A 19,277-nucleotide genomic window follows, 5' to 3' on the forward strand; every position below is an offset into this window, starting at 1 on the left:
CCTAAGCAGAATTTTCAATGCGCCCCATCAGCAGTTGGTTGATCGCTTCGCGCGCCGCCGGCAAATAGCGCATGGCCGCCCAGTTCTCCACCACTTGCTTGGCCGCTGGCAGGGCCAACAAAGCCTCGAATGGATTGGTGGTCAAGCTTTCGCCTTTAATGCGCACATGGGGCCAGAACTGCCCAAGCTCAGCGGCCAGCGCCGCATACTCCGGTTGCAGCGCCTCGCGCAGTACAAAGAAGTGCTCCTGCTGCGCGAACGAGACGGTTTTCTGGCGATAGATCTCGATGATCAGGCTCTCCCAGTCGTCCCAGTTCTGGGCGAAGGTCGCCAATGACGGTTCGTTCAGCTGCGCCAACAAGCCCTGGGTCACGGGATTCATACCGGTTTCTCCTCGCTCTTCTCCAGCACCGAGCCGAGCTCGGCGCCCAACAGGAACAGGTTGGCGACCACGTAAGCCCACAACGCCAGGGAGACCACCCAGGCCAGCGAGCCATACACCGCGCCGTAGTTATTGAAAGCCGAACGGATAAAAAGGTCAAACAGCGCCCGGGCTGTGAACAACAGCGTCGCCGCGGTCAAGCCGGCCAGCCAGGCGATGCGCGGCGGTATGCGCCGGTTCGGCAAAATCGTATAGAGCAAACTGATCACCACTATCAGCAGCACGAAAGCGGTCAGCTGGCCCAGCCACTGTGTGCCCGGATGCTCAGCCAGGGTCAGCATGCTGGGCAGGAAGTGCCCCAGGCCAATCACCACCAGAAAAAGCAGGCACAACGACAAGATCGACAAGGTCGCCATCAGGCGTTTGCGCCAAAAGCCGCGGGCGCGGGTGCGCCAGATGCGGTTGAGGGCTGTCTCCAGCACTGCAAAGATCGAAGAGGCGCTCCACAGCAAGCCCACCAGGCCCACCCAGCCCAGCGAGCGGCTGTGGCTGATTGTGGTGGTCACCACGCCAGCGATCGCCTCGGCGCCCGTGGGCAGAAACTGCCCCAGGCTGTGGATCAGTTCCTGCTGCAGGCCGCTGACCGCCAACACTTCGCTGCCGAAATAGATCAGAAACAGCAGGAAGGGGAAAATGGAAAAGAAACTGTAATAGGCCAGGGCCGCCGCCAACATCGGACAGTTGTCGAGGTAATACTTGTCATGGGTTTTGCGGATGAGTTCGAAGAAGCTGGACATGCTACAAGTTTACAGGAGGGCGGCAGTATAATTCAGCCGCATTGCCCATGAAAACGTCTACTCAAGGCCTTTTGCTTGCCGGTGATATTGGCGCCACCAATACCCGCCTGGCCCTCTTCTCGGCCCAGGATCCTTACACTGCTGTGCACCGCGCCAAATTCAAAGGCCCGCGCTATGCGCGTTTTGGCGACATCTTGCGTGAATTTCTGGCCGATGTGCACCAGCCCATCCTAGCCGCCAGCCTCGGCGCTGCCGGCCCGGTGGTCGAGGAGCGCGTCAAGCTCACCAACCTGCCCTGGACGATTGACGCCCAGGAACTGCGCCAGGAGTTTGGCTGGCAGGGGGTCTGGCTGCTCAACGACTTAAAGGCCATCGCCAGCTCGGTGGAGCATTTGCCCGCCGCTGACCTGCACAGCCTGCAAAGCGGCCTGGCAGAGGCGCAGGGCAGCCGCTTCGTGATCGCCCCCGGCACGGGCCTGGGCGTAGGCTACCTGGTGTGGAACGGGCAGCGCTACCTGCCCTACGCCACCGAGGCCGGCCACGCAGACTTCGCCCCCGCCAACGCCCTGCAAGACGAGCTGCTCTCCTTCCTGCGGCAGCGCTTCCCCCAGGTGCACGTGGAGCATGTTTGTTCCGGCATCGGCATCCCCAACATCTATGATTTCCTGCTGGCCAGCGGCCGCGCCCAGGCCCCAGAATGGCTGGCCGCCCAGCTGGCTGCCGCGCCAGACCGCACGCCGGTCATCGTCGATGCCGCGATGGCCGGGGAACCCGGCAGCCAGATCTGCCAGCAAGTGATCGAGATCTTCGTCGATGTGCTCGCCGCCGAGGCGGGCAGCCTGGCCCTCACCTACGGAAGCACGGGCGGCGTCTACATCGGCGGCGGCATCCCCCCGCGCATCCTGCCCGAATTTGGGCGCCTGAACTTTGCCCAAAAGTTCGCCGCCAAAACAGCCTACGAAAGCTACTTGGGCCGCATGCCCATCCACATCATCCTCAACACAGGGGCCGGCCTGTTGGGCGCCGCGGCCTACGGTTGGCAGCAACTCAGCAACATCGCTTAACCTGCACTCATCTGGCTCAAATAAAGTTCTAATGGGTCGAATGCTAGAATGACCCTTAGCAGTTCACTGTCTCTTTTACCCTTACGCCAATAACTGAGCTGCGAGTACACCCTGGCAACAGGGCGCGTGTTTCTGCGCATAGCGCAAACACACAGGGCTGCGTTCTCCTTTGTAAGCTTTTGAGAGCACGGCCGCTCTAATTTGTGGAGGCTGTTTTAGAAATGGCAAAGAAAATGATTGAAGCCTTTGAACCCGAAGAGATCTTGGAAGAGGAAGATGCTCTGGAACGCTTGCTGGCCCTGGGCCGCAAGCAGGGATTCGTGAATATCGACAATGTCTTGCAGATCGTGCCTGGCGAACAACGCCAGTCCGGCCAGATGGAAGACATCTTTGAAGCCTTGCTCAACGCCGGCATTCCTCTGATCGAGGACGATGAAGCCCACGAGGCGATTGAAGCCGAGCTCGACGATGAGGTCGAAGCCGCCAGCGACGAGGACGAGGAAGAAGACGCCGAGCCGCAAGGCGTGGTGTACTACAACAGCGATGACCCCCTGGCCGAAGCTGAGACCAGTGACTTGGTGCGCATGTACTTCAACGAAGCGGCCAGCGTCCCCTTGCTGAATGCGCAGGAAGAAGTCGCCTTGGCCAAAGCGATGGAGCTGGGCAACAAAGCCAGCACCCAACTGGCCCAGCCCAACCTCAGCGCAGCCAAGCGCGCCAAGCTGACCAAAGAAGTGCAGGAAGGCTGGGATGCCCGCCAACACCTCATCGTGGCCAACTCGCGCCTGGTGATCAGCATTGCCAAGAAGAACATGAACCGCGGCCTGCCGCTGATCGACCTGATCCAGGAAGGCAACATCGGCCTGATGCGCGCCGCCAAGAAGTTCGACTATCGCCTGGGCTTCAAGTTCAGCACCTACGCCACTTGGTGGATCCGCCAGGCCATCACCCGCGCCATCTCCAACAAGGGCCGCACCATCCGTATCCCCGCCCACATGGGCGACAAGATCTCCAAGATGATGCGCAGCAAGAACACGCTGAAGCAGGAACTGAAGCGCGAGCCCACCCTGGTGGAAATCGCCGATGCGCTGGACACCACCCCGCAAGAGGTGGAACTGATCACCAAGGCTGCTTACCTGCCTCAGTCGCTGGAAACACCGATTGGCAGCGATGAAGACTCTGTGCTGGGGGAGCTGATCGAGGACGAGACCTCCCCCTCGCCTGAGGAGAGCACGGCCCAGGCCCTGCTGCAAGAGGACTTGGCCCGCACGCTGGAAGACATCCTGCCCCTGCGTGAGGCGCGCATCGTGCGCCTGCGCTTCGGTTTGGACGACGGCCGGGTACACAGCCTGAGCGATGTAGGCCGCCGCCTGGGCGTGACGCGTGAGCGCGTGCGCCAGATCGAGGCCCAAGCGCTGCGCAAGTTGCGTGACCCGCGCGTGCGCACCCGCCTCAAGGACTACGTCAGCTAACTGACCATGCAAACAAAGAGCCTGCCGCTTGGCAGGCTTTTTTTATTGCGATCAGTTAGAACAGGCGTGGGGCGGCTAGCTTGCCAGTTCAGGGTGACACGGATGAGTTTAGAAATAGCGCAGGGGCGATAGTGCTGGAATACTCCGCGCAATGACAAAACCCAAGCTTAAAGCTTGTGGCTTACAGTCAATCGCTAGTAGCTAACAGCTAACCCAACACCTTCTGGATCATCTCAAACCCAGGCAGCGGGGCCTTGAACTTGAAGAAATCCTTCCACGGATCGCCGCCCTGCTCCAGGCGGGAAAAGATATTGGCGATTGTGAAGGACTGGGAGGTCAGATCAGGGTTGTCCAGCTCATCCCAGGACAGCGGCGCAGCCACCGGCGCACCCGGCTTGGCGCGCAGCGTGTAAGGCGCCACGCTGGTGTGCCCGTAACGGTTGCGCAAATGGTCCAGGAACACGCGACCTTTGCGCTTCTCTTTGCGGAACTGGGTGGTGAACTTGCTGTCCTCGCGCTCCAACTTGCGGCAGACCGCCTTAGCAAACAAGGTGATCGCCTCATACTCATGCTCCGGCTGCAACGGCACGGCCACATGCAAACCGCGTGAGCCGGTCGCCATCAAGAAGGAGGGCAGACCCATCTCGGCCAGCATGTTGCGCAGGTCCGCCGCCCCGGAACGCACCACCTCCCAACCGTCCTCGGTGGACGGGTCTAGGTCAAAGACGATCTTGTCTGGGTGCTCCAGGTGCTGGGCGCGGCTCAGCCAGTGGTGCAGCGTCAGGGCCGCCATCTGCGCCAGGTAGACCAGGCTGGCCGCGTTGTTGGCCATGCTCTGCATCTGGGTTTCGGTGTCAGACACCTTGACTTCGACCAGGTCTATATATTTGGGGAAATAGTCTGGCGTTTCTTTGTGGTAAAAGCCCTTGGTGCCGATCCCGTTAGGGAAACGCTCCAAATTCAGCGGCCGATCTTGGATATGCGGCAGTATGAAAGGTGCAACGCGCTCGTAATAGTCAATCACTTCGCCCTTGGTGATTCCGTCGGGGTAGAGCGCCTTATCCAGATTGGTCAGCTTGATCTTGTGCCCGTCCACAATGCGCGTGGTGTCAGTGTTCAGGCTGCCGCGTTTGGCAGGGCTTGCCTCATCGTCGGCCCACTCCGGCTCTGGGCCCGCCGTCTCACGCGTGACCTGTTGCGGGTCAATGTCATTGCGCAGTCCCAAAAAGCGCGGGTGGCGCATTTTGTTGGCGCTAGTCCATTCACCATAACCCACCTGGGCCACCAGGACTGGTTTCACCCAGTGCACGCCGCTTTTGGGCAGCAGTTCGTCGGGCGCAAAAGGGTTCTCATCACTGGCCAGGTGATCCAGTTGCGCAGCAATATCCCGGATGCCCCCATCGCTGAAGCCCGTGCCCACCCCGCCGGCAAACTGCAGTTTGGTTTCCCCGGGCGGGTAGTAACCCACCAACAGCGAACCAAAACCGCGCATGCCGGCCTTGCCTTCCGTATATCCGCCCACCACCATTTCCTGCTGGCGCACACATTTGAACTTAAGCCACAGGGGCGAGCGGCGGTGCTGGTAAGCCGCATTGGCGTCCTTGGCAATGATGCCTTCCAGACCCTCCTTGCAGGCCTGCGCCAGCAGCTGCAGGCCGCCGCCGGTCTGGTGTTGGGTGTAACGCAGCGGGTCGCGATACTCCAGCATCCTCTCCAGCACATGCTTGCGCTCAATTTGCGGCAGGGCTGTGGTGCTATAACCTTCGTAATAAAGCACATCGAAGGCATATAGGAAGACGGGCACCTCTTTCAGCAGTTCCTTTTTAGGCTTCTGCACATGCATGCGCTGCTGCATCATTTCGAAGCTGGGCCGGCCGTTGTCAAAGGCCACGATCTCGGCATCCAGCACAAAATCCCCATGCCCCTGCTCCAGCAGTGCCGCCACCAGCTCTGGGTACTGGCTGGTGATCAGCAGCTGATTGCGCGAGATCAGCTGCACTTGGTCTCCCTTGCGGTAGACCAGGCAGCGCTGGCCGTCCAGTTTTTGCTCATACAGCCAGTTGGGGCGTTCAAAGGGTTTGTCGGCGGCGGTGGCCAGCATCGGCGCCAGCCAGCCGGGGTACGGCGCCGCGCGCAGCTTGGGCCGCAGCGCCTCCGGCACATCGCGCAAAGCAGGGGGCATGGCCGCCCGCTCGCTCTCCTCCCACAGCTCTTCGATCGTCTTGCCGCTCTTGATCGATTGGGGGAACTCACTGACCAGATCGCGCTCCGGGTCCGCTTCGCTGTCCTTCATCTTGACCATCAGCCAGCTGTTTTCGGCATCTCGGAATTTGGTGCGCACCAGGGCATAGGCCCCGCGCAGTTTTTCGCCGCTCAGTCGCACTTCGATCAAGCCCTGCTCATACGACTCTTGCATGCTGAACGGTTTGCGCTTGTCTCCGCGGATATTGGTGTAGGTGCCACTGTCCCAGACAATGATCGGGCCAGCCCCATACTGGCCTTTGGGGATCACGCCCTCAAAGGTCAGGTATTCCATCGGGTGGTCTTCGGTCTCCACCGCCAGCCGCTTCACTTGCGGATCGGTCGACGGCCCTTCCGGCACCGCCCAAGACTTGAGCACGCCGTCCACTTCCAAGCGTACATCGTAGTGCAAGCGGGTGGCGTCGTGCTTCTGCACTACAAAACGCAAAGCCCCCGGTGCGGCAAATTCTGCCGCACCAGTAGGCTCGTTGGTGGCCTGAAAGTCGCGCTTTTGGCGATATTCAGTGAGTTTGTCAGAGGGGCGGGCCACAGCGCAATTCCGTGCTTAGGCGTCTACGCTGGTCTTGCTCTTCTCCAGGCTGGCCTGCAGGATCTTGAGCAGGTCATCGTCATCCGTGGCTTCCGGCTTGGCGCTGACCATGGCCGTCACATCAATGCCCTGGGCCTTCTGCTCGATGATGTGCTTGATCTCATCGGTGAAGGTGTCCCGATACTGGGCCGGGTCAAACGACTCGGTAAGCTGCTCCACCAGGTTCAGCGCCAGCTCCAGCTCCTTCTCTTTCATCGCATCCGAGCCGGGCAGGTCCAGATGTTCACGCTCCCGGATCTCAGACTGGAAGCGGATCTGGTTGAGGATCAGCGCGTCACCCTCGGCCTTGAGGATCGCCAAATTCTCTTTGGTGCGTAAGATGAATTTGCACACTGCCACTTTTTTGGACGCCTTCAATGCCTCACGCAGCAGGACATAGGCACGCGCCGAGGTCTTGTCTGGCGCGGTGTAATACGGCTTCTCAAAGTAAATACTGTCGATCTCAGCCTCGTCAGTAAAGGTCAAGATCTCGACGGACTGCGTTTTTTTCGGGCTGGCCTGCTTGATGTCCTCTTCGTCGATCACTACATAGACATCTTCTTCGATCTCGTAGCCTTTGATGATGTCTTCATAGGGGACTTCCTGGCCATCATTGGCAGCCACGCGCAGGTACTTGATGCGCGAAAGGTCACCACGGCGCAGTTGATTGAAGGAAATTTGGTACTCCTGCGTGGCGGAAAACAGTTTTATCGGGATATTGATCAAACCAAAAGCGATCGCCCCGGACCAAATCGCCCTGGCCCCACCGGCGGCTTTTTTCTGGCCTTTTTCCTTGCTGCTTTTCTCTTCAGAATCCTTGGCTTTGGGCATGATTCACCTCGTTTTCTATGGCGATTTCCTATTATATTGGCTTTGCAAGGCTTTTGCGTTTGCGAATATGTGGGGAACTTTTCCTCAACACTCCACGTTTAGATATCAGGGCTTTCGTGCTTGATTTCCGGGCCGCGAATGCTACAATCAAAGTGAGGCTCTACATTAGGAGACGGTATGACTGCTAAATCACGGAAAGACGGAATCATTGGATTGGTCCTGCTTGCGTTGCTGCTGGGGGCGTGTCGCGCGCCCACGCCTGACACAAACACGGCGCCTACACAGGACATCAACGCGCTGTATACCCAAGTGGCTGGCACCCTCATCGCTCAGGGGCAGCAGCAGCCGGACTCCTCCGGCGGCCAGGCAGAACAGCCGACCCAGACCCCCATCGTGGTCACGGCTACCTATACCTCGACTCCGGAGATCGTCGAATCGCCAACACCATCAGCAACCAGCGTACCGCCCACCGCTGCGACTGCCTGCAACCAGGCCACCTTCGTCGCTGATATTAGCATCCCCGATAACACCCAGATCGGCAGAGGCAACACCTTCACCAAGACCTGGCGCATCCGCAACAGCGGCACCTGCACTTGGGACAAGGACAGCTATGACATCATCTACGAAGGCGGCACCAACCTGGCAGACAAGAGCACCTTTGACCTGCCAAAGACCGTCGCTCCCGGCGAAACGGTGGACATCTCCATCCCGATGAAGGCGCCCAATGACAACGGCACCTACCGCAGCAACTGGATGCTGCGCACCGGTTCCGGCGCCAAGTTCGGCGTGAACGGCTCGGCCAACAGCGCCGGTGTACCCTTCTTCGCCATAATCCGTGTGGGCGCAGGCGGTTCAGGTGGCGGCAATACCGGCGGCGGCAATGTGCGCTATGACTTCGCCGCAAACTACTGCGATGCCAAGTGGTCCAGCAACACCAAGAACAACCTACCCTGCCCGGGCGCCAACCAGGGCAGTGACGGCTTCGTGTTGGTGTTGCAAGACCCCGCCCTGGAGCACCGCAAGGAAGACGAACCCGCCATCTGGATGCGCCCCAACCATGCCGGTTCTGGCTACATCAGCGGGCAGTTCCCCAAGTATGAAGTGCGCAACAATGACCATTTCGTAGCCGTGATCGGCTGTCTGGACCCCAGCACCAATTGCCGGCTGACCTTTAAGCTCAGCTACCTGCGCCCTAATGGCAACGAGGTGGTGCTGGGCACTTGGGATGAGAAATTCGACAACCTGTCGCGCACCATCGACATTGACCTCTCCTCTCTGGCGGGCACTGAAGTGCGCTTCATCCTGACCGTGGAGACCGGCAACCAGAACTATCAGCACGCCAACGGCTACTGGTTCGTGCCACAAATTGTCCGCAAGTAATTTCTGCACCCCAAAAGAGGCGCACGAATGTGCGCCTCTTTTTTTGGTGTAGAGTTATCAATGATAAAATCCCTATCATTTTTATGTACCTGAGGTGAAAGATGGCTAAATTTGTAATCGAACTGGGTAAAGGCGGGTATCGCTTCAACCTGCTGGCTGGCAACAACGAACCCATCCTGCACAGCGAGACCTACACCAACAAAGCCGGCGCCAAGCGCGGCATCGCTTCCGTGCAAAAGCACGCAGGTGACGACAAGAACTACCAGCGCAAAACCGCCAAGAACGGTGCGCCCTACTTCAACCTGCGCGCCCGCAACAATAAGGTGATCGGTACCAGCGAAATGTATTCCGGGACCTCTGCGATGGAAAATGGCGTTAAAGCTGTGAAAGAAGCCGCCAAGAAAGCCAGCGTAGAAGACCGTAGCAAGTAAACCCAAATTTTGCTTGTTTTCATCTGGCATTTATAGTAGAGTTAGCTAAGCAGTTATCTTGAAAGGAGATTTTTTCATCATGCGTCTTACCCCCCCGACCAAAGTTGTGTTTTGGATCTCTGCGATCCTGACCGTGGTTGCCCTGCTGGGCGCCCTCGGTGTGGTTGCCGCCTTGGCCCCGTATGCCGCTTGGCTCGCCATTGCTGGCGCGGCCATTCTGCTGGCCGGCAACGCCCTCAAGGGCTTCTAATTCATTCACAGCACAATACAAAAAGGCTGCCTTTCGGCAGCCTTTTTGTATTTAACCTAGGACTCAGTGCGGCGGCTCGGCGCGCACCGGGTTGCGCAGCTCACCCAACCCCTCGATGCTGCTGACCAGCTCATCACCATCGACAAGCGGCCCCACCCCAGCCGGAGTGCCTGTGAGCAAAATGTCGCCCGGCTCCAGGGTCATTACAGAAGAGGCATAGGCAATCAATTGCAGCACGGGGAAGACCATGTCCCGCGTAGAGCCCATTTGGCGCAATTCCCCATTGACATTGCAGGTCACCACCGCATCCGCAGGGTCAAAATCCGTCTCGATCCAAGGGCCAACCGGGCAAAAAGTGTCGAAGCCTTTGCCACGCGTCCATTGCCCATCGCGGCGCTGCAAGTCACGCGCCGTGACGTCATTGGCGATCGTGTAACCCAGGATGGCGGCCTTGGCCGTCTCCGGGTTGAGCCAGCGGCTGCGCTGGCCGATGACCACGGCCAACTCAGCCTCATGCTCCACCCGCTGGGTCTGCGGCGGCAAAAAGATGGTGCCGCCCGGCCCTACAATGGAAGACGGCGGCTTGAGGAACAGAAGCGGCACTTCGGGCACATCCACATCATGCTCCTGGGCATGGGCCACGTAATTACGCCCCACACAAATGATCTTGCTGGGCTCAACCGGAGAGAGCAAGTCCACTTTCTCTAACTCAATGTCCGCTTCGTCGCGCCGGAAAGCGGCAAACGGACTGCCCTCGATCAGGCCGACCTTGTCATCCAAGAGCCAGCCATACTGCGGCGCCCCGCCCGCCTGGGAAAAACGAATAATCTGCATTTCTTATGCTTTGCCCACTCTGGCCGCGGCCAGGCGTTTTTGGGCCCTTTCCACTTTGGATTGCATTTGCTTGTACTCATCGGCAAAACGCCAACGCAGCGCCCTGCCAATGGTATACACCATGGCGGACAACACCACGGGGGCATTGTCGCTTTGCTCCTGGCTTTGCACCTCGATCACGATGCTGGCTCGCTGGGCAGCCGCAAATGAGGCGCTGCCCACCAGGGCCGCGCTGGGCATCCCGGCTGTTTTGGCCCAGGCCAGCGCGGCCGGGATGGTTTCGCCCTGGTCAGTCATATCAATGATGAACAAAAAATCACTGGGGAGCGCAGCGGCCAGGCTGGCAGCCAGGCTGCGTTCATCGCTGGGCAGCGGCAAGCAAACCATGCCCACTGCCCGCAGCAAACGCGCCAGCTCACCCAAGATGAATTGGCCTTGCGAGTCCGCCAGCAACAGCACGCGCCCAGCTGACTTGAGCGCGGTCAGCAGCTGCTCCAAGGGCTCGGGGTCCAGCATACGCCGGCGGCGCTCCATAGTTTCGCTGAGGTCCTTAAAAGCCGTATCGGTGAGCGCCGGCAGGCTGTCTGGCTTGACGCTCTCCCTGGGCCGCAACATCAGGTCTTGAATCACGCGCGCCTTAATTTCGGCCTGAAGTTCAGGGAAGCCGGAATAGCTGAGCGCTTGGGCGAAGCGCACCACCGTGGCAGAGTCGACGTCCACCGCATGGGCCAGTTCTGAGGCCGTCATCAGCGCGGCGTGCACGTAAGAATCCAGTATATAATCAGCCAGCCGCTGAAAGCTCTTGGAGAGCCCCGGGCGGGCAGCGCGAATCCGCTCTGCATAGGTCGCAGCCATTGAGGCACTATAGCACAGAAAATTGCAGACCGCACATGAAGTGCAACCCGTGTTGCAGTACGCTTCGGGTACAATTTTGTCGATCGGGCGAGTAGCTCAGTTGGTTAGAGCGCTTCCCTTACAAGGAAGATGTCGTAGGTTCGAGTCCTATCTCGCCCACTAGGGCGCCGTTAGGCGCCCTAGTATTTTTTATTATGGAAACTAGCGTTTGGTCGGTTTTTTGGGTAGCCATGGCCACCGCCGCCGCTTGCGGCTTGGGCGCGCTGCCCTTCTTCTTTGTCCACAACTTTTCCCGGCGCTGGCTGGGAATATTCGGGGGTGCAGCCAGCGGCCTGATGTTGGGAGCCTCCTTCAGCCTGATCTTTGAAGCCCTGCCGCTCTCTGTGCCGCTGCTAATGCTGGGCTCGATCGCCGGCCTGGCAGGCATACATGCCCTGAACCAACGCCTAAAGCAAGACAAGAGCGCATCACTGCAAGCTCTACGCAAATCAGCCGGCGTTAAAACCATCCTGATTTTGGCGGCCATGACCATCCATTCCTTCGCAGAAGGCATTGGCATGGGTGTGGCCTATGGCGGTGGGGAACAACTGGGGCTGCTGATCGCCGTTGCCATTGCCATTCAAAATATCCCGGAGGGTTTGGCGATCGCACTCCTGATGGTGCCGCTGGGCACTTCGCCTTTGCGGGCCGCCTGGTGGGCCATCGTCTCTTCTCTGCCCCAACCCCTCATGGCAGTGCCTGCCTTCCTGGCGGTGACCTTGTTTAAACCTGTGCTGCCCCTTGGGTTGGGGCTGGCGGCCGGCGCCATGCTGTGGATGGTCTTTGCCGAAGTATTGCCCGAGGCTCTGGAGGATGCCCCCAAAGAAGTCGTAGCCGTCGTCGTGACGCTGTCTGTCACGGCGATGATCGCCTTGCAAGCCGTCTTGGGCTGATGTCATTTGTCCCGCCCAAGGCAGGACAAACAGCAGGTGGCAAGCCAGGCCGGGCCGGCTATTCTATGGGTGCAAAGAACGCCGGAGCGAACATCTGGTACGGCCCAGCAACAAGGCTCTTTGCGGGAACGGAAGCATCACCATCCGTAGCCGAGGGCAAACTACCAGATGAGGCAACGAGCGCACCGCCGGCCAGAGGCGAACTGGTCTTAGCGAAAGCGCAAGTCAAGCCAAGCTCCGGCGTTTTCTTTATTTCTTTCTCCGGGCCGTTATCTGTGGCTGCTTGTAGAAGGTCAGGAGTTTTTCCGGCGGCGTCATTGCCACAGTCTCGCCGACAAGTTCCAATGGCAGATCAGCCAGTTTCTTGAAACGTACGCAGGATTTACCCATATCCAGCTTCTTGCCGCTGGCTTGGTAACGTTCCCTGAACCACTTCTCCGCCGCTGCATCACTGTACACGCTGTTCAAGTACAAAGCCATATAATTTTTTTGCGAAGCCAACCCGACATGGCCAAGCGGCTGGCCATTGTACGTATCCGGGAAATCCTTCAGCGGGATGTAGTATGCGATCATGCCGTAGAGCATACCTTCCTCATAGCCGGCGGGCAGGTTGTCTAAAATAACCTGGCGAACCGCGGAGATCGCCTCCCGGCGGCCTTCAGGCAATTCGTTGAGATACCCTTCCACGGTTGCCGCTTTGCTGCTGACCATACTGCACCTCCTTGTGAGTAGCCTCTCCATTATACAAAGCTGCAGCGCAGAGAAGCGTTACAATTCCGGCATGCCTGCCAAAGACTTCCTTTTCCGTGGTTCCCTGGCCCAACTGGCCCCTGAAATTCATGAACTGACACAGCTTGAAGCTGAGCGCCAATACCGCCGGCTGATCCTGATTCCCAGCGAAAGCAGCGCACCCCTGGCCGTACGCGAGGCGCTTTCCTCCGCCTTCCAGAATATTTACGCCGAAGGGTATCCCGATGAAGACACACGCTGGATGCAGGAAGCCGAGATCATGGATTACCCGGCGCGCCTCAACCACTACCGCCGTCATTCCGACCCGCGCTATTACAAGGGCGTCGAATACGCCAACCTGCTGGAAGCATTGGCCCGCCGGCGGGTGGCGGAAACCTTTGCCACTGAGGAAGTCAGCGCGGACAAGCTGTATGTGAATGTGCAAGCGCTCTCCGGTGCGCCGGCCAACAACGCCGTGTACCACGCCCTGGTGCAACCCGGGGACACGGTGATGGGCATGAACCTGCTGCACGGCGGGCACCTCTCGCACGGCTCGCCCGCCAATCGCTCCGGCAAGTATTACAACATCGTGCATTACACGGTGAACCCCGACACAGAAATGATCGATTATGAAGAGCTGGCCGAACTGGCCCTGCAGCACAAGCCACGCATGATCATTGGCGGCTTTTCATCCTATCCCTGGCCGGCGGACTGGGCCGCCCTGCGGCGCATCGCCGACTCGGTGGGCGCCCACCTGCTGGCGGATATCGCCCATGTGGCCGGCTTGGTAGCCGCCGGGGTCTATCCATCCCCGGTGGGTCACGCGCACGTGGTCACCTCGACCACCCACAAGACGCTCAACGGCCCGCGCGGCGCCATCATCCTGACGACAGACAAAAAGCTGGCCGAAAAGATCGACCGGGCCGTGTTCCCCGGCGAGCAAGGCGGCCCGCACGTGAATGTATTTGCGGGGCTGGCCCTGACCTTCAAGATCGCCCAAAGCCCGGAATTTCAGGCGCTGCAAACCCAGGTGATCGCCAACTGTGTGGCGCTGAGCGACCAACTGCAGCAGCGCGGCTTCCGCATCCCCTTTGGCGGCACGCGCAGCCACCTGACCAACCTGGACTGCAAGAGCGTGGTAGGTCCGGATGGCACGACCCTCTCGGGCGACATGGCAGCGCGCATCCTGGACCTGGCTGGCATCGTGGTCAACCGCAACACCATTCCCGGCGACCGCTCCGCCTTCAATCCGTCCGGCGTGCGTTTGGGCACTTCCTGGGTAACCCAACGCGGCTTCAACGAAAAAGACAGCCGTGAGCTGGGCAACATCATCGCCGACCTGCTGCTGGCCTGCCGCCCCTACCGGGACCGCACACAGAGCAGCCTGAGCCAGCGCGCCAGGGTGGACTTTGCCTCGCTGTGGGACGCCAAGCTGCGCGTGCGCAAGCTGGCCGAAGCCGCCGGCATTGACTTCAAGCCCAGCCAGCACGGGTATCCCCATTTCTATTATCCGGATGACAAACCAGCCGGCCAAGCCGCCTGGGTCGGCCTGGAAATCAGCGGCCCGCAGGCTCAAAGCCTGCTAAACGTGGCCGTGGCCAATGATATTGAAGCCGCCGGCCCCAAGAGCAACCTGGCGGTCACCCTGCCGACACCGATGGGCGAAGTCAACGCAGGGCTCAGCCGGCTGAGCGGCGGCCACTACCTGCTGGCGGTGTCCAAGGCGGAGTTCAGCCTGGCCGCCGAGTGGCTGCGGGCGCTCTCCGACGGTTATGTGACCCTGGACGATCAAGACCTGACCCGCACCGCGCCTGGCCCAGTGCTGGTGACCGAGAGCAAACGCAAGGTGGCGGCGCCCAAAGGAAAGCCAGCCCCGGCGCGCAAGCCCTTTGCGGTGCGCCAGCCCGCCTCCCCAACCAAGGCCTTGACTGACTTTGTCTGGCAAGCGCCGGTCGACCCGCCATTGAAGCGCACCAGGCTGCATGAAGTGCACCAAAGCCTGGGCGCCAAGCTGGTGCCCTTCGCCGGTTGGGATATGCCGCTGCGCTACAGCTCCGTGCGCGAGGAGCACCTGGCCGTGCGCCAGACCGCCGGCCTGTTTGACGTCAGCCACATGGGTGTCTACGATGCGCGCGGCCCGCAGGCCGCCGCTTTTCTCGATTCGGTATGCGCCAACGACATCGCCGGGCTGCCCGTGGGCCTGTCGGTCTATACCCATTTCCTGGACCCTGACGGCGGCGTTATCGACGACCTGCTGGTCTATCGCTTGGCCGAGGAAGACTATCTGCTGGTGGTGAATGCCGGCAACGACGACAAGAACTGGGCCTGGCTCAACGCGGTGAAGGCGGGCGAAGTGTGTGTGGACCGCCAGCAGCCGGATGCGCAAGCCTTTGGCCGCGGCGTGGCGTTGCGCAACCTGCGCGCGACCAGCTCCGGCGCTGACCAGCGCGTGGACCTGGCCCTGCAAGGCCCCAACGCCCGCAAGATCTTGCTGGCCCTGGCCGCCCCGGCCGATAAGCCGCGGCTGCGCAAGCTGAGCCGCTTTGGCGTCACCCGCGCCCACTTGGCAGGGCTGGACCTGATCGTCTCACGCACCGGCTACACCGGTGAGCAGTTCTCCTACGAGCTCTTCGTGCATCCCGACCAGGCCGTGGAGCTGTGGCACAGCCTATTCAAGGCCGGGGCCAAGCACGGCTTGCAGCCCATCGGCCTGGGGGCGCGCGACTCACTGCGCATTGAGGCTGGTCTGCCCTTATACGGGCAGGAGCTGGCCGGGCCGCACAACCTCAGCCCGGCAGATGCCGGGTTCCGCAGCTTTGTGCAGACCAACAAGCCCTGGTTCATTGGGCGCGCCGCCTTCCTGGCGGCAGATGCCAAGCGCAAACGCGAAGTGCTGCGTTTCCAGTTCCCTCCCGGAGTGCGCATGGCCCACCAGGGCGACCCGGTAACCGACGCCGAGGGCAAACAGATTGGAGAAGTCACCAGCTGCTCACTGGACCAGTTCGGCACGCTCACTGGGCAGGCCTGGGTCGACAAGAAATACGGCAAAGAGGGCACGGCCATCTTCGTCCATCAGGGCATGCATGACAAGCCGCTGGCCGCGGACGCCAAAGGCACCCAGGCCAGGGTGCTCAGCCGCTTCTAATCGTCAAGCTAACCCGCTTCTGCGATGATGCTCTGCACTTCAGCGAGTTGCTCCGCGCTCAACGGGCCGAGAGCCATCGCAGCGGCGTTCTCCTGCACTTGGGCCGCTGAACGGAAGCCGGGGATCGGCACCATGCGCTCATCCAGCGCCCAAATGTAAGCCAGCGAAGCCTGCGCCAGACTGTGACCCTTGGCGCTGAGCGCAGTGCGCACCGCTTCCAGCTGCCGCAGACGTTTGGCACCGGGACCTTCTTTGAAGCTCAGGCTGTGACGAATATCATCTGCAGGAAAGCTGGAGTCCGCAGCGAACTTGCCGGTCAGCACCCCGCGATTGAGCGGACTCTTGTTGATGCCGCCCAGGTTGAACTCCGCGCACACGGCGCGGATGCCGGGATTGTCGTGATACACATTCAGGTCGAATTGGTTGGAGGTGCAGTGTTCGCCAGCCGCAAAGATGCGGGCGCGCTCGGCGTCGTCCGTGCTCCAGCCGTACCAGCGGATCTTGCCTTCGGCCACCAACTGCTCTCCAGCACCTCCATCACTTCAGGGGCTTTCGCCATGTCATAGCTGCCGTCATGCAGCTGGTAAATGTCGATGTAATCGGTATCCAAGCGGCGCAGGCTGTTCTCACAGTCGGCGCGCAGATTGGCCAGGATCTGGTCTGGCGCGGCGCTGATCTGGCGCTGGGCTTCATCTACCAGGAAGCCGAATTTGGTGGCGATCACCACCTGCTCGCGTTTGCCTTGCAGCGCGCGGCCCAATAAGCGCTCACTGTGGCCGGCGCCGTAATTGGCGGCAGTATCAAAAAAGGTGATGCCGGCGTCCAGCCCAGCCTGAATGGCGTGCAGCGATTCGGCGTCGTCCACCTGCCCCCAGCCCGCCTGGATAACCTGCGCCCCGTTGTGTAGCGTCCAGGGGCCGCCTATGGCCCAGCAGCCCAACCCCAACGCGCTGACCTGCAACCCGCTCTTGCCCAGTGTTCGTTTCATCCGGTTCCTTCTTTCTTTAAAGCCAAGCCATTTTTGTAGATAGGCAATAATAACTGCCCCAAACGAGATGCGCTGAGAAGCGATAACCCCAGCAAGTGTTCAGCCTAGCACGCTAGCCGAGCCGCAGAAACTGGGGCATACTTTCGGGTATGCCCCTACGCGTTAAACTCACCGCCCTGACTGCCATGCTGATCTTCGCCAGCCTGGCCTGCAACACCGCCACCAGCATGCTGGCCGAACTGCTGGCAGTGCGCGACGTGGATGCTACCGTCGCCACGCAAACCAGCCCACCCCGCCCCACGGCGGAACTTACCACCCCGCCCAACCCGCACCCCGGGCCGGTGGGCCTGGGGGATGTGTACTATGCCGAGCTGGGCAATGGCGGCTACGATGTGCGCCATTACCATCTCGTGCTGGATGTGGACGTGCTGGATAACTTCGTCCGCGGTTTGGCCCATATCCAACTGACGGCAACGCAACGCCTGAGCAGCCTGAACCTGGAGCTGTACGAACTGCAAGTGGATGAGGTGCGTGTCAACGGCGAACGTGCCGAATTTCACCGGCAGGGGGTTGAGATGACGATCTTCCTGCCGCTGCCCGCCGACATGGGCGACAAGCTGCTGGTCGAGGTCCTCTACCAGGGCCGCCCAGGCGAGAGCCGGGATGACCTGCCACAGTATTCGCAGGGCTGGATCAACTACGGCCACGGGATCCTGGTAGCCGGGGAACCGACCGGCGCGTCCACCTGGTACCCAGTCAATGAACACCCCTCAGACAAGGCCACCTACAGCTACAGCGTTACCGTGGACGCCAGGTACGATGTGGCTGCCAACGGTTTGCTGACCGGCGTGGAGCAGAGCAACGGACACAGCACCTATCACTGGGCGATCGCCGACCCTATTGCGCCCTATCTGACCACGCTGGGCATCGCCGAATTTGATCTGGAAGAAAGCCGCAGCTCAGACGGCCTGCTGATCCGCAATTACTTTGGCTCGGGCGTGAGCCGAGAAGTGCGCAACGATTTCGCCCGCACGGCGGAAATGCTGGACTATTTCGAGGGCTTGTTCGGCCCCTACCCTTACGAGGCTTACGGCGTGGTGGTGCACGATATGCCGCTGAACTTCGCTTTGGAGACTGCCACGTTGTCCGTGTTTGGCAACAGCTTCACCGATGAGTATGTGGTGGTGCATGAGTTGGCCCATCATTGGTTCGGCAACGCGGTAGGGCTGAAGCAGTGGCAGGATATCTGGCTGAATGAGGGCTTTGCCACTTACGCCAGCGACCTGTGGAACGAACACACCGATGGCCGCCCAGCCATGGAGCGCAACATCCGCTCCACCTATGAAAGTCTGGCCGCCTATGCCGCCTACAACCAGAGCTTTACCGGTGACCCGGGGGCCAACTGGCTGTTTGATTACGCCAGCGTCTATGCGCGCGGCGGCCTGGTGCTGCACGCCCTGCGACTGGAGATTGGCGATCAGGCTTTCTTCGAGACGCTGCGCACTTACACGACGCGCTTTGGCGGCGGCAATGCCAGCACGGCAGACTTCATCGCCACCACCGAAGAGGTGGCCGGGCGGGATCTGGGCGCTTTCTTCGATGCCTGGCTGTATCAGCTCGAGTTGCCAGACATCCCCCAGATGGGTCTGTACGCCGCCGATTACCAAGAATAAACCCGCCAACGGGCTAACCCAGGCTGGCCTAGCTTTCGGGGAAGACCACGTCGTCTTTGCCGGAGAGTTTCTCCAGGATCTTTTCGCTGACCAAGTCCAGGTGCTGAGGGCGTTTGACGAAGTCCAGATCGCCCGAGGGCACGGTCAGCACCGGGCACAGGTCGAAGTCCGCCATCCACTCCCAGTAAAAGCGATCGAGCAGATCGAGGTACTCACGACTGATGCCGGTTTCCATGGCGCGACCGCGCAGGCGAATACGCTCCAGCAGAGCGTCCACCGGGGCGCGCAGGTAGACCAGCAGGTCCGGCTTGGGCAGGTGATCAATCACCAGGTTGTAGACGCGGCGGTAGGTGTCCAGGTCTTCGTCGTTGAGGTTGCCCAGCTCGTTGAGCGCCCGGGCAAAGATGTGATAGTCCTCATAGATGCTGCGGTCCAGAATGTAGGACTGAGCGGCCTGGTGGGCGGCGATGTGCTGCTCAGAGCGCTGGCCCAGCAAGAAGACCTGCAGGTGGAAGGCCCAGTTGCGCATATCGCCGTAGAATTTGCCCAGGTAGGGATTCTTCTCGATGGTCTCGAAACCGGAAGACCAGCTGAGCTTTTCGCTCAGTTTTTTGGTGAGGGAAGTTTTGCCGGCCCCAATATTCCCGGCGACAATGACAAGACGTTTGGCGGCCATGCGGCTAT

Annotated in this window: 18 protein-coding genes and 1 tRNA gene; 9 read left to right on the plus strand and 10 right to left on the minus strand. The window is 60.4% G+C overall.

Annotated elements, in window-relative coordinates:
• Position 1 precedes the first annotated feature (1 nt).
• Both KF885_10110 and KF885_10115 read right to left on the minus strand, forming a co-directional pair.
• The gene (locus tag KF885_10110) at positions 2–382 is read right to left on the minus strand and encodes a hypothetical protein (protein ID MBX3049512.1); all 381 of its coding nucleotides are present in this window, start codon (positions 380–382) and stop codon (positions 2–4) included.
• A complete protein-coding gene (locus tag KF885_10115; protein MBX3049513.1) occupies positions 379–1,179 on the minus strand; it encodes a YihY/virulence factor BrkB family protein in 801 nt (266 codons plus the stop codon). Before KF885_10115 ends, KF885_10110 begins: the two co-directional genes overlap by 4 nt.
• A gap of 47 nt (positions 1,180–1,226) precedes the next feature.
• On the opposite strand from KF885_10115, the gene KF885_10120 reads away from it, so the two are divergent.
• Both KF885_10120 and KF885_10125 read left to right on the plus strand, forming a co-directional pair.
• Positions 1,227–2,243: a glucokinase gene (locus KF885_10120; GenBank protein ID MBX3049514.1), complete on the plus strand. Its 1,017-nt coding sequence runs from the start codon at positions 1,227–1,229 to the stop codon at positions 2,241–2,243.
• A gap of 221 nt (positions 2,244–2,464) precedes the next feature.
• The gene (locus KF885_10125; GenBank protein ID MBX3049515.1) at positions 2,465–3,715 is read left to right on the plus strand and encodes a sigma-70 family RNA polymerase sigma factor; all 1,251 of its coding nucleotides are present in this window, start codon (positions 2,465–2,467) and stop codon (positions 3,713–3,715) included.
• Positions 3,716–3,923: 208 nt separating this feature from the next.
• Here the strand turns inward: KF885_10125 and ligD are convergent, their stop codons facing one another.
• Both ligD and KF885_10135 read right to left on the minus strand, forming a co-directional pair.
• A complete protein-coding gene (gene ligD, locus KF885_10130; protein MBX3049516.1) occupies positions 3,924–6,506 on the minus strand; it encodes a DNA ligase D in 2,583 nt (860 codons plus the stop codon).
• Between the two features lie 15 nt (positions 6,507–6,521).
• The gene (locus KF885_10135; GenBank protein MBX3049517.1) at positions 6,522–7,376 is read right to left on the minus strand and encodes a Ku protein; all 855 of its coding nucleotides are present in this window, start codon (positions 7,374–7,376) and stop codon (positions 6,522–6,524) included.
• Positions 7,377–7,553: 177 nt separating this feature from the next.
• Between KF885_10135 and KF885_10140 the strand changes: the two genes are divergently transcribed.
• The 3 genes from KF885_10140 (at position 7,554) to KF885_10150 (ending at position 9,437) form a co-directional block, all read left to right on the plus strand.
• A complete protein-coding gene (locus tag KF885_10140; protein MBX3049518.1) occupies positions 7,554–8,756 on the plus strand; it encodes a hypothetical protein in 1,203 nt (400 codons plus the stop codon).
• A 101-nt stretch (positions 8,757–8,857) separates the two neighbouring features.
• Positions 8,858–9,187: a YegP family protein gene (locus KF885_10145; protein MBX3049519.1), complete on the plus strand. Its 330-nt coding sequence runs from the start codon at positions 8,858–8,860 to the stop codon at positions 9,185–9,187.
• Between the two features lie 79 nt (positions 9,188–9,266).
• Positions 9,267–9,437 carry a hypothetical protein gene (locus tag KF885_10150; protein MBX3049520.1) on the plus strand — a complete coding sequence of 57 codons (171 nt, stop codon included), beginning with the start codon at positions 9,267–9,269 and terminating at the stop codon, positions 9,435–9,437.
• Between the two features lie 63 nt (positions 9,438–9,500).
• On the opposite strand, the gene KF885_10155 is transcribed toward KF885_10150, so the two are convergent.
• Together KF885_10155 and KF885_10160 are read right to left on the minus strand one after the other, a co-directional pair.
• Positions 9,501–10,271, minus strand: a complete 771-nt coding sequence (locus KF885_10155; GenBank protein MBX3049521.1) for a fumarylacetoacetate hydrolase family protein — start codon at positions 10,269–10,271, stop codon at positions 9,501–9,503.
• A 3-nt stretch (positions 10,272–10,274) separates the two neighbouring features.
• Entirely contained in the window at positions 10,275–11,126 is an 852-nt protein-coding gene (locus KF885_10160; protein ID MBX3049522.1) for a MurR/RpiR family transcriptional regulator, read from the minus strand.
• 85 nt (positions 11,127–11,211) lie between these two features.
• Between KF885_10160 and KF885_10165 the strand changes: the two genes are divergently transcribed.
• Positions 11,212–11,285, plus strand: a tRNA-Val gene (locus KF885_10165).
• A gap of 35 nt (positions 11,286–11,320) precedes the next feature.
• Positions 11,321–12,058, plus strand: coding sequence for a ZIP family metal transporter (locus tag KF885_10170; protein MBX3049523.1), 738 nt, complete (start codon positions 11,321–11,323; stop codon positions 12,056–12,058).
• A 249-nt stretch (positions 12,059–12,307) separates the two neighbouring features.
• Here the strand turns inward: KF885_10170 and KF885_10175 are convergent, their stop codons facing one another.
• Complete coding sequence (locus KF885_10175; protein MBX3049524.1) at positions 12,308–12,769, minus strand: DUF1801 domain-containing protein; 462 nt, start codon at positions 12,767–12,769, stop codon at positions 12,308–12,310.
• Positions 12,770–12,839: 70 nt separating this feature from the next.
• Here KF885_10175 and gcvT point away from each other — a divergent pair, with 70 nt between their 5' ends.
• Positions 12,840–15,932 (plus strand): glycine cleavage system aminomethyltransferase GcvT, encoded by a 3,093-nt coding sequence (gcvT, locus tag KF885_10180; protein MBX3049525.1) that lies wholly within the window; start codon positions 12,840–12,842, stop codon positions 15,930–15,932.
• An 8-nt stretch (positions 15,933–15,940) separates the two neighbouring features.
• On the opposite strand, the gene KF885_10185 is transcribed toward gcvT, so the two are convergent.
• Together KF885_10185 and KF885_10190 are read right to left on the minus strand one after the other, a co-directional pair.
• Positions 15,941–16,447 carry an aldo/keto reductase gene (locus tag KF885_10185; protein MBX3049526.1) on the minus strand — a complete coding sequence of 169 codons (507 nt, stop codon included), beginning with the start codon at positions 16,445–16,447 and terminating at the stop codon, positions 15,941–15,943.
• The gene (locus tag KF885_10190; protein ID MBX3049527.1) at positions 16,342–16,920 is read right to left on the minus strand and encodes an aldo/keto reductase; all 579 of its coding nucleotides are present in this window, start codon (positions 16,918–16,920) and stop codon (positions 16,342–16,344) included. The genes KF885_10185 and KF885_10190 overlap by 106 nt, the downstream gene beginning before the upstream one ends.
• Before the next feature lie 149 nt (positions 16,921–17,069).
• On the opposite strand from KF885_10190, the gene KF885_10195 reads away from it, so the two are divergent.
• A complete protein-coding gene (locus tag KF885_10195; GenBank protein ID MBX3049528.1) occupies positions 17,070–18,593 on the plus strand; it encodes a M1 family metallopeptidase in 1,524 nt (507 codons plus the stop codon).
• A gap of 28 nt (positions 18,594–18,621) precedes the next feature.
• On the opposite strand, the gene KF885_10200 is transcribed toward KF885_10195, so the two are convergent.
• A complete protein-coding gene (locus KF885_10200; GenBank protein MBX3049529.1) occupies positions 18,622–19,269 on the minus strand; it encodes a deoxynucleoside kinase in 648 nt (215 codons plus the stop codon).
• Positions 19,270–19,277 lie beyond the last annotated feature (8 nt).

Source organism: Anaerolineales bacterium, from assembly GCA_019637805.1.
Taxonomy (GTDB): domain Bacteria; phylum Chloroflexota; class Anaerolineae; order Anaerolineales; family UBA11579; genus JAMCZK01.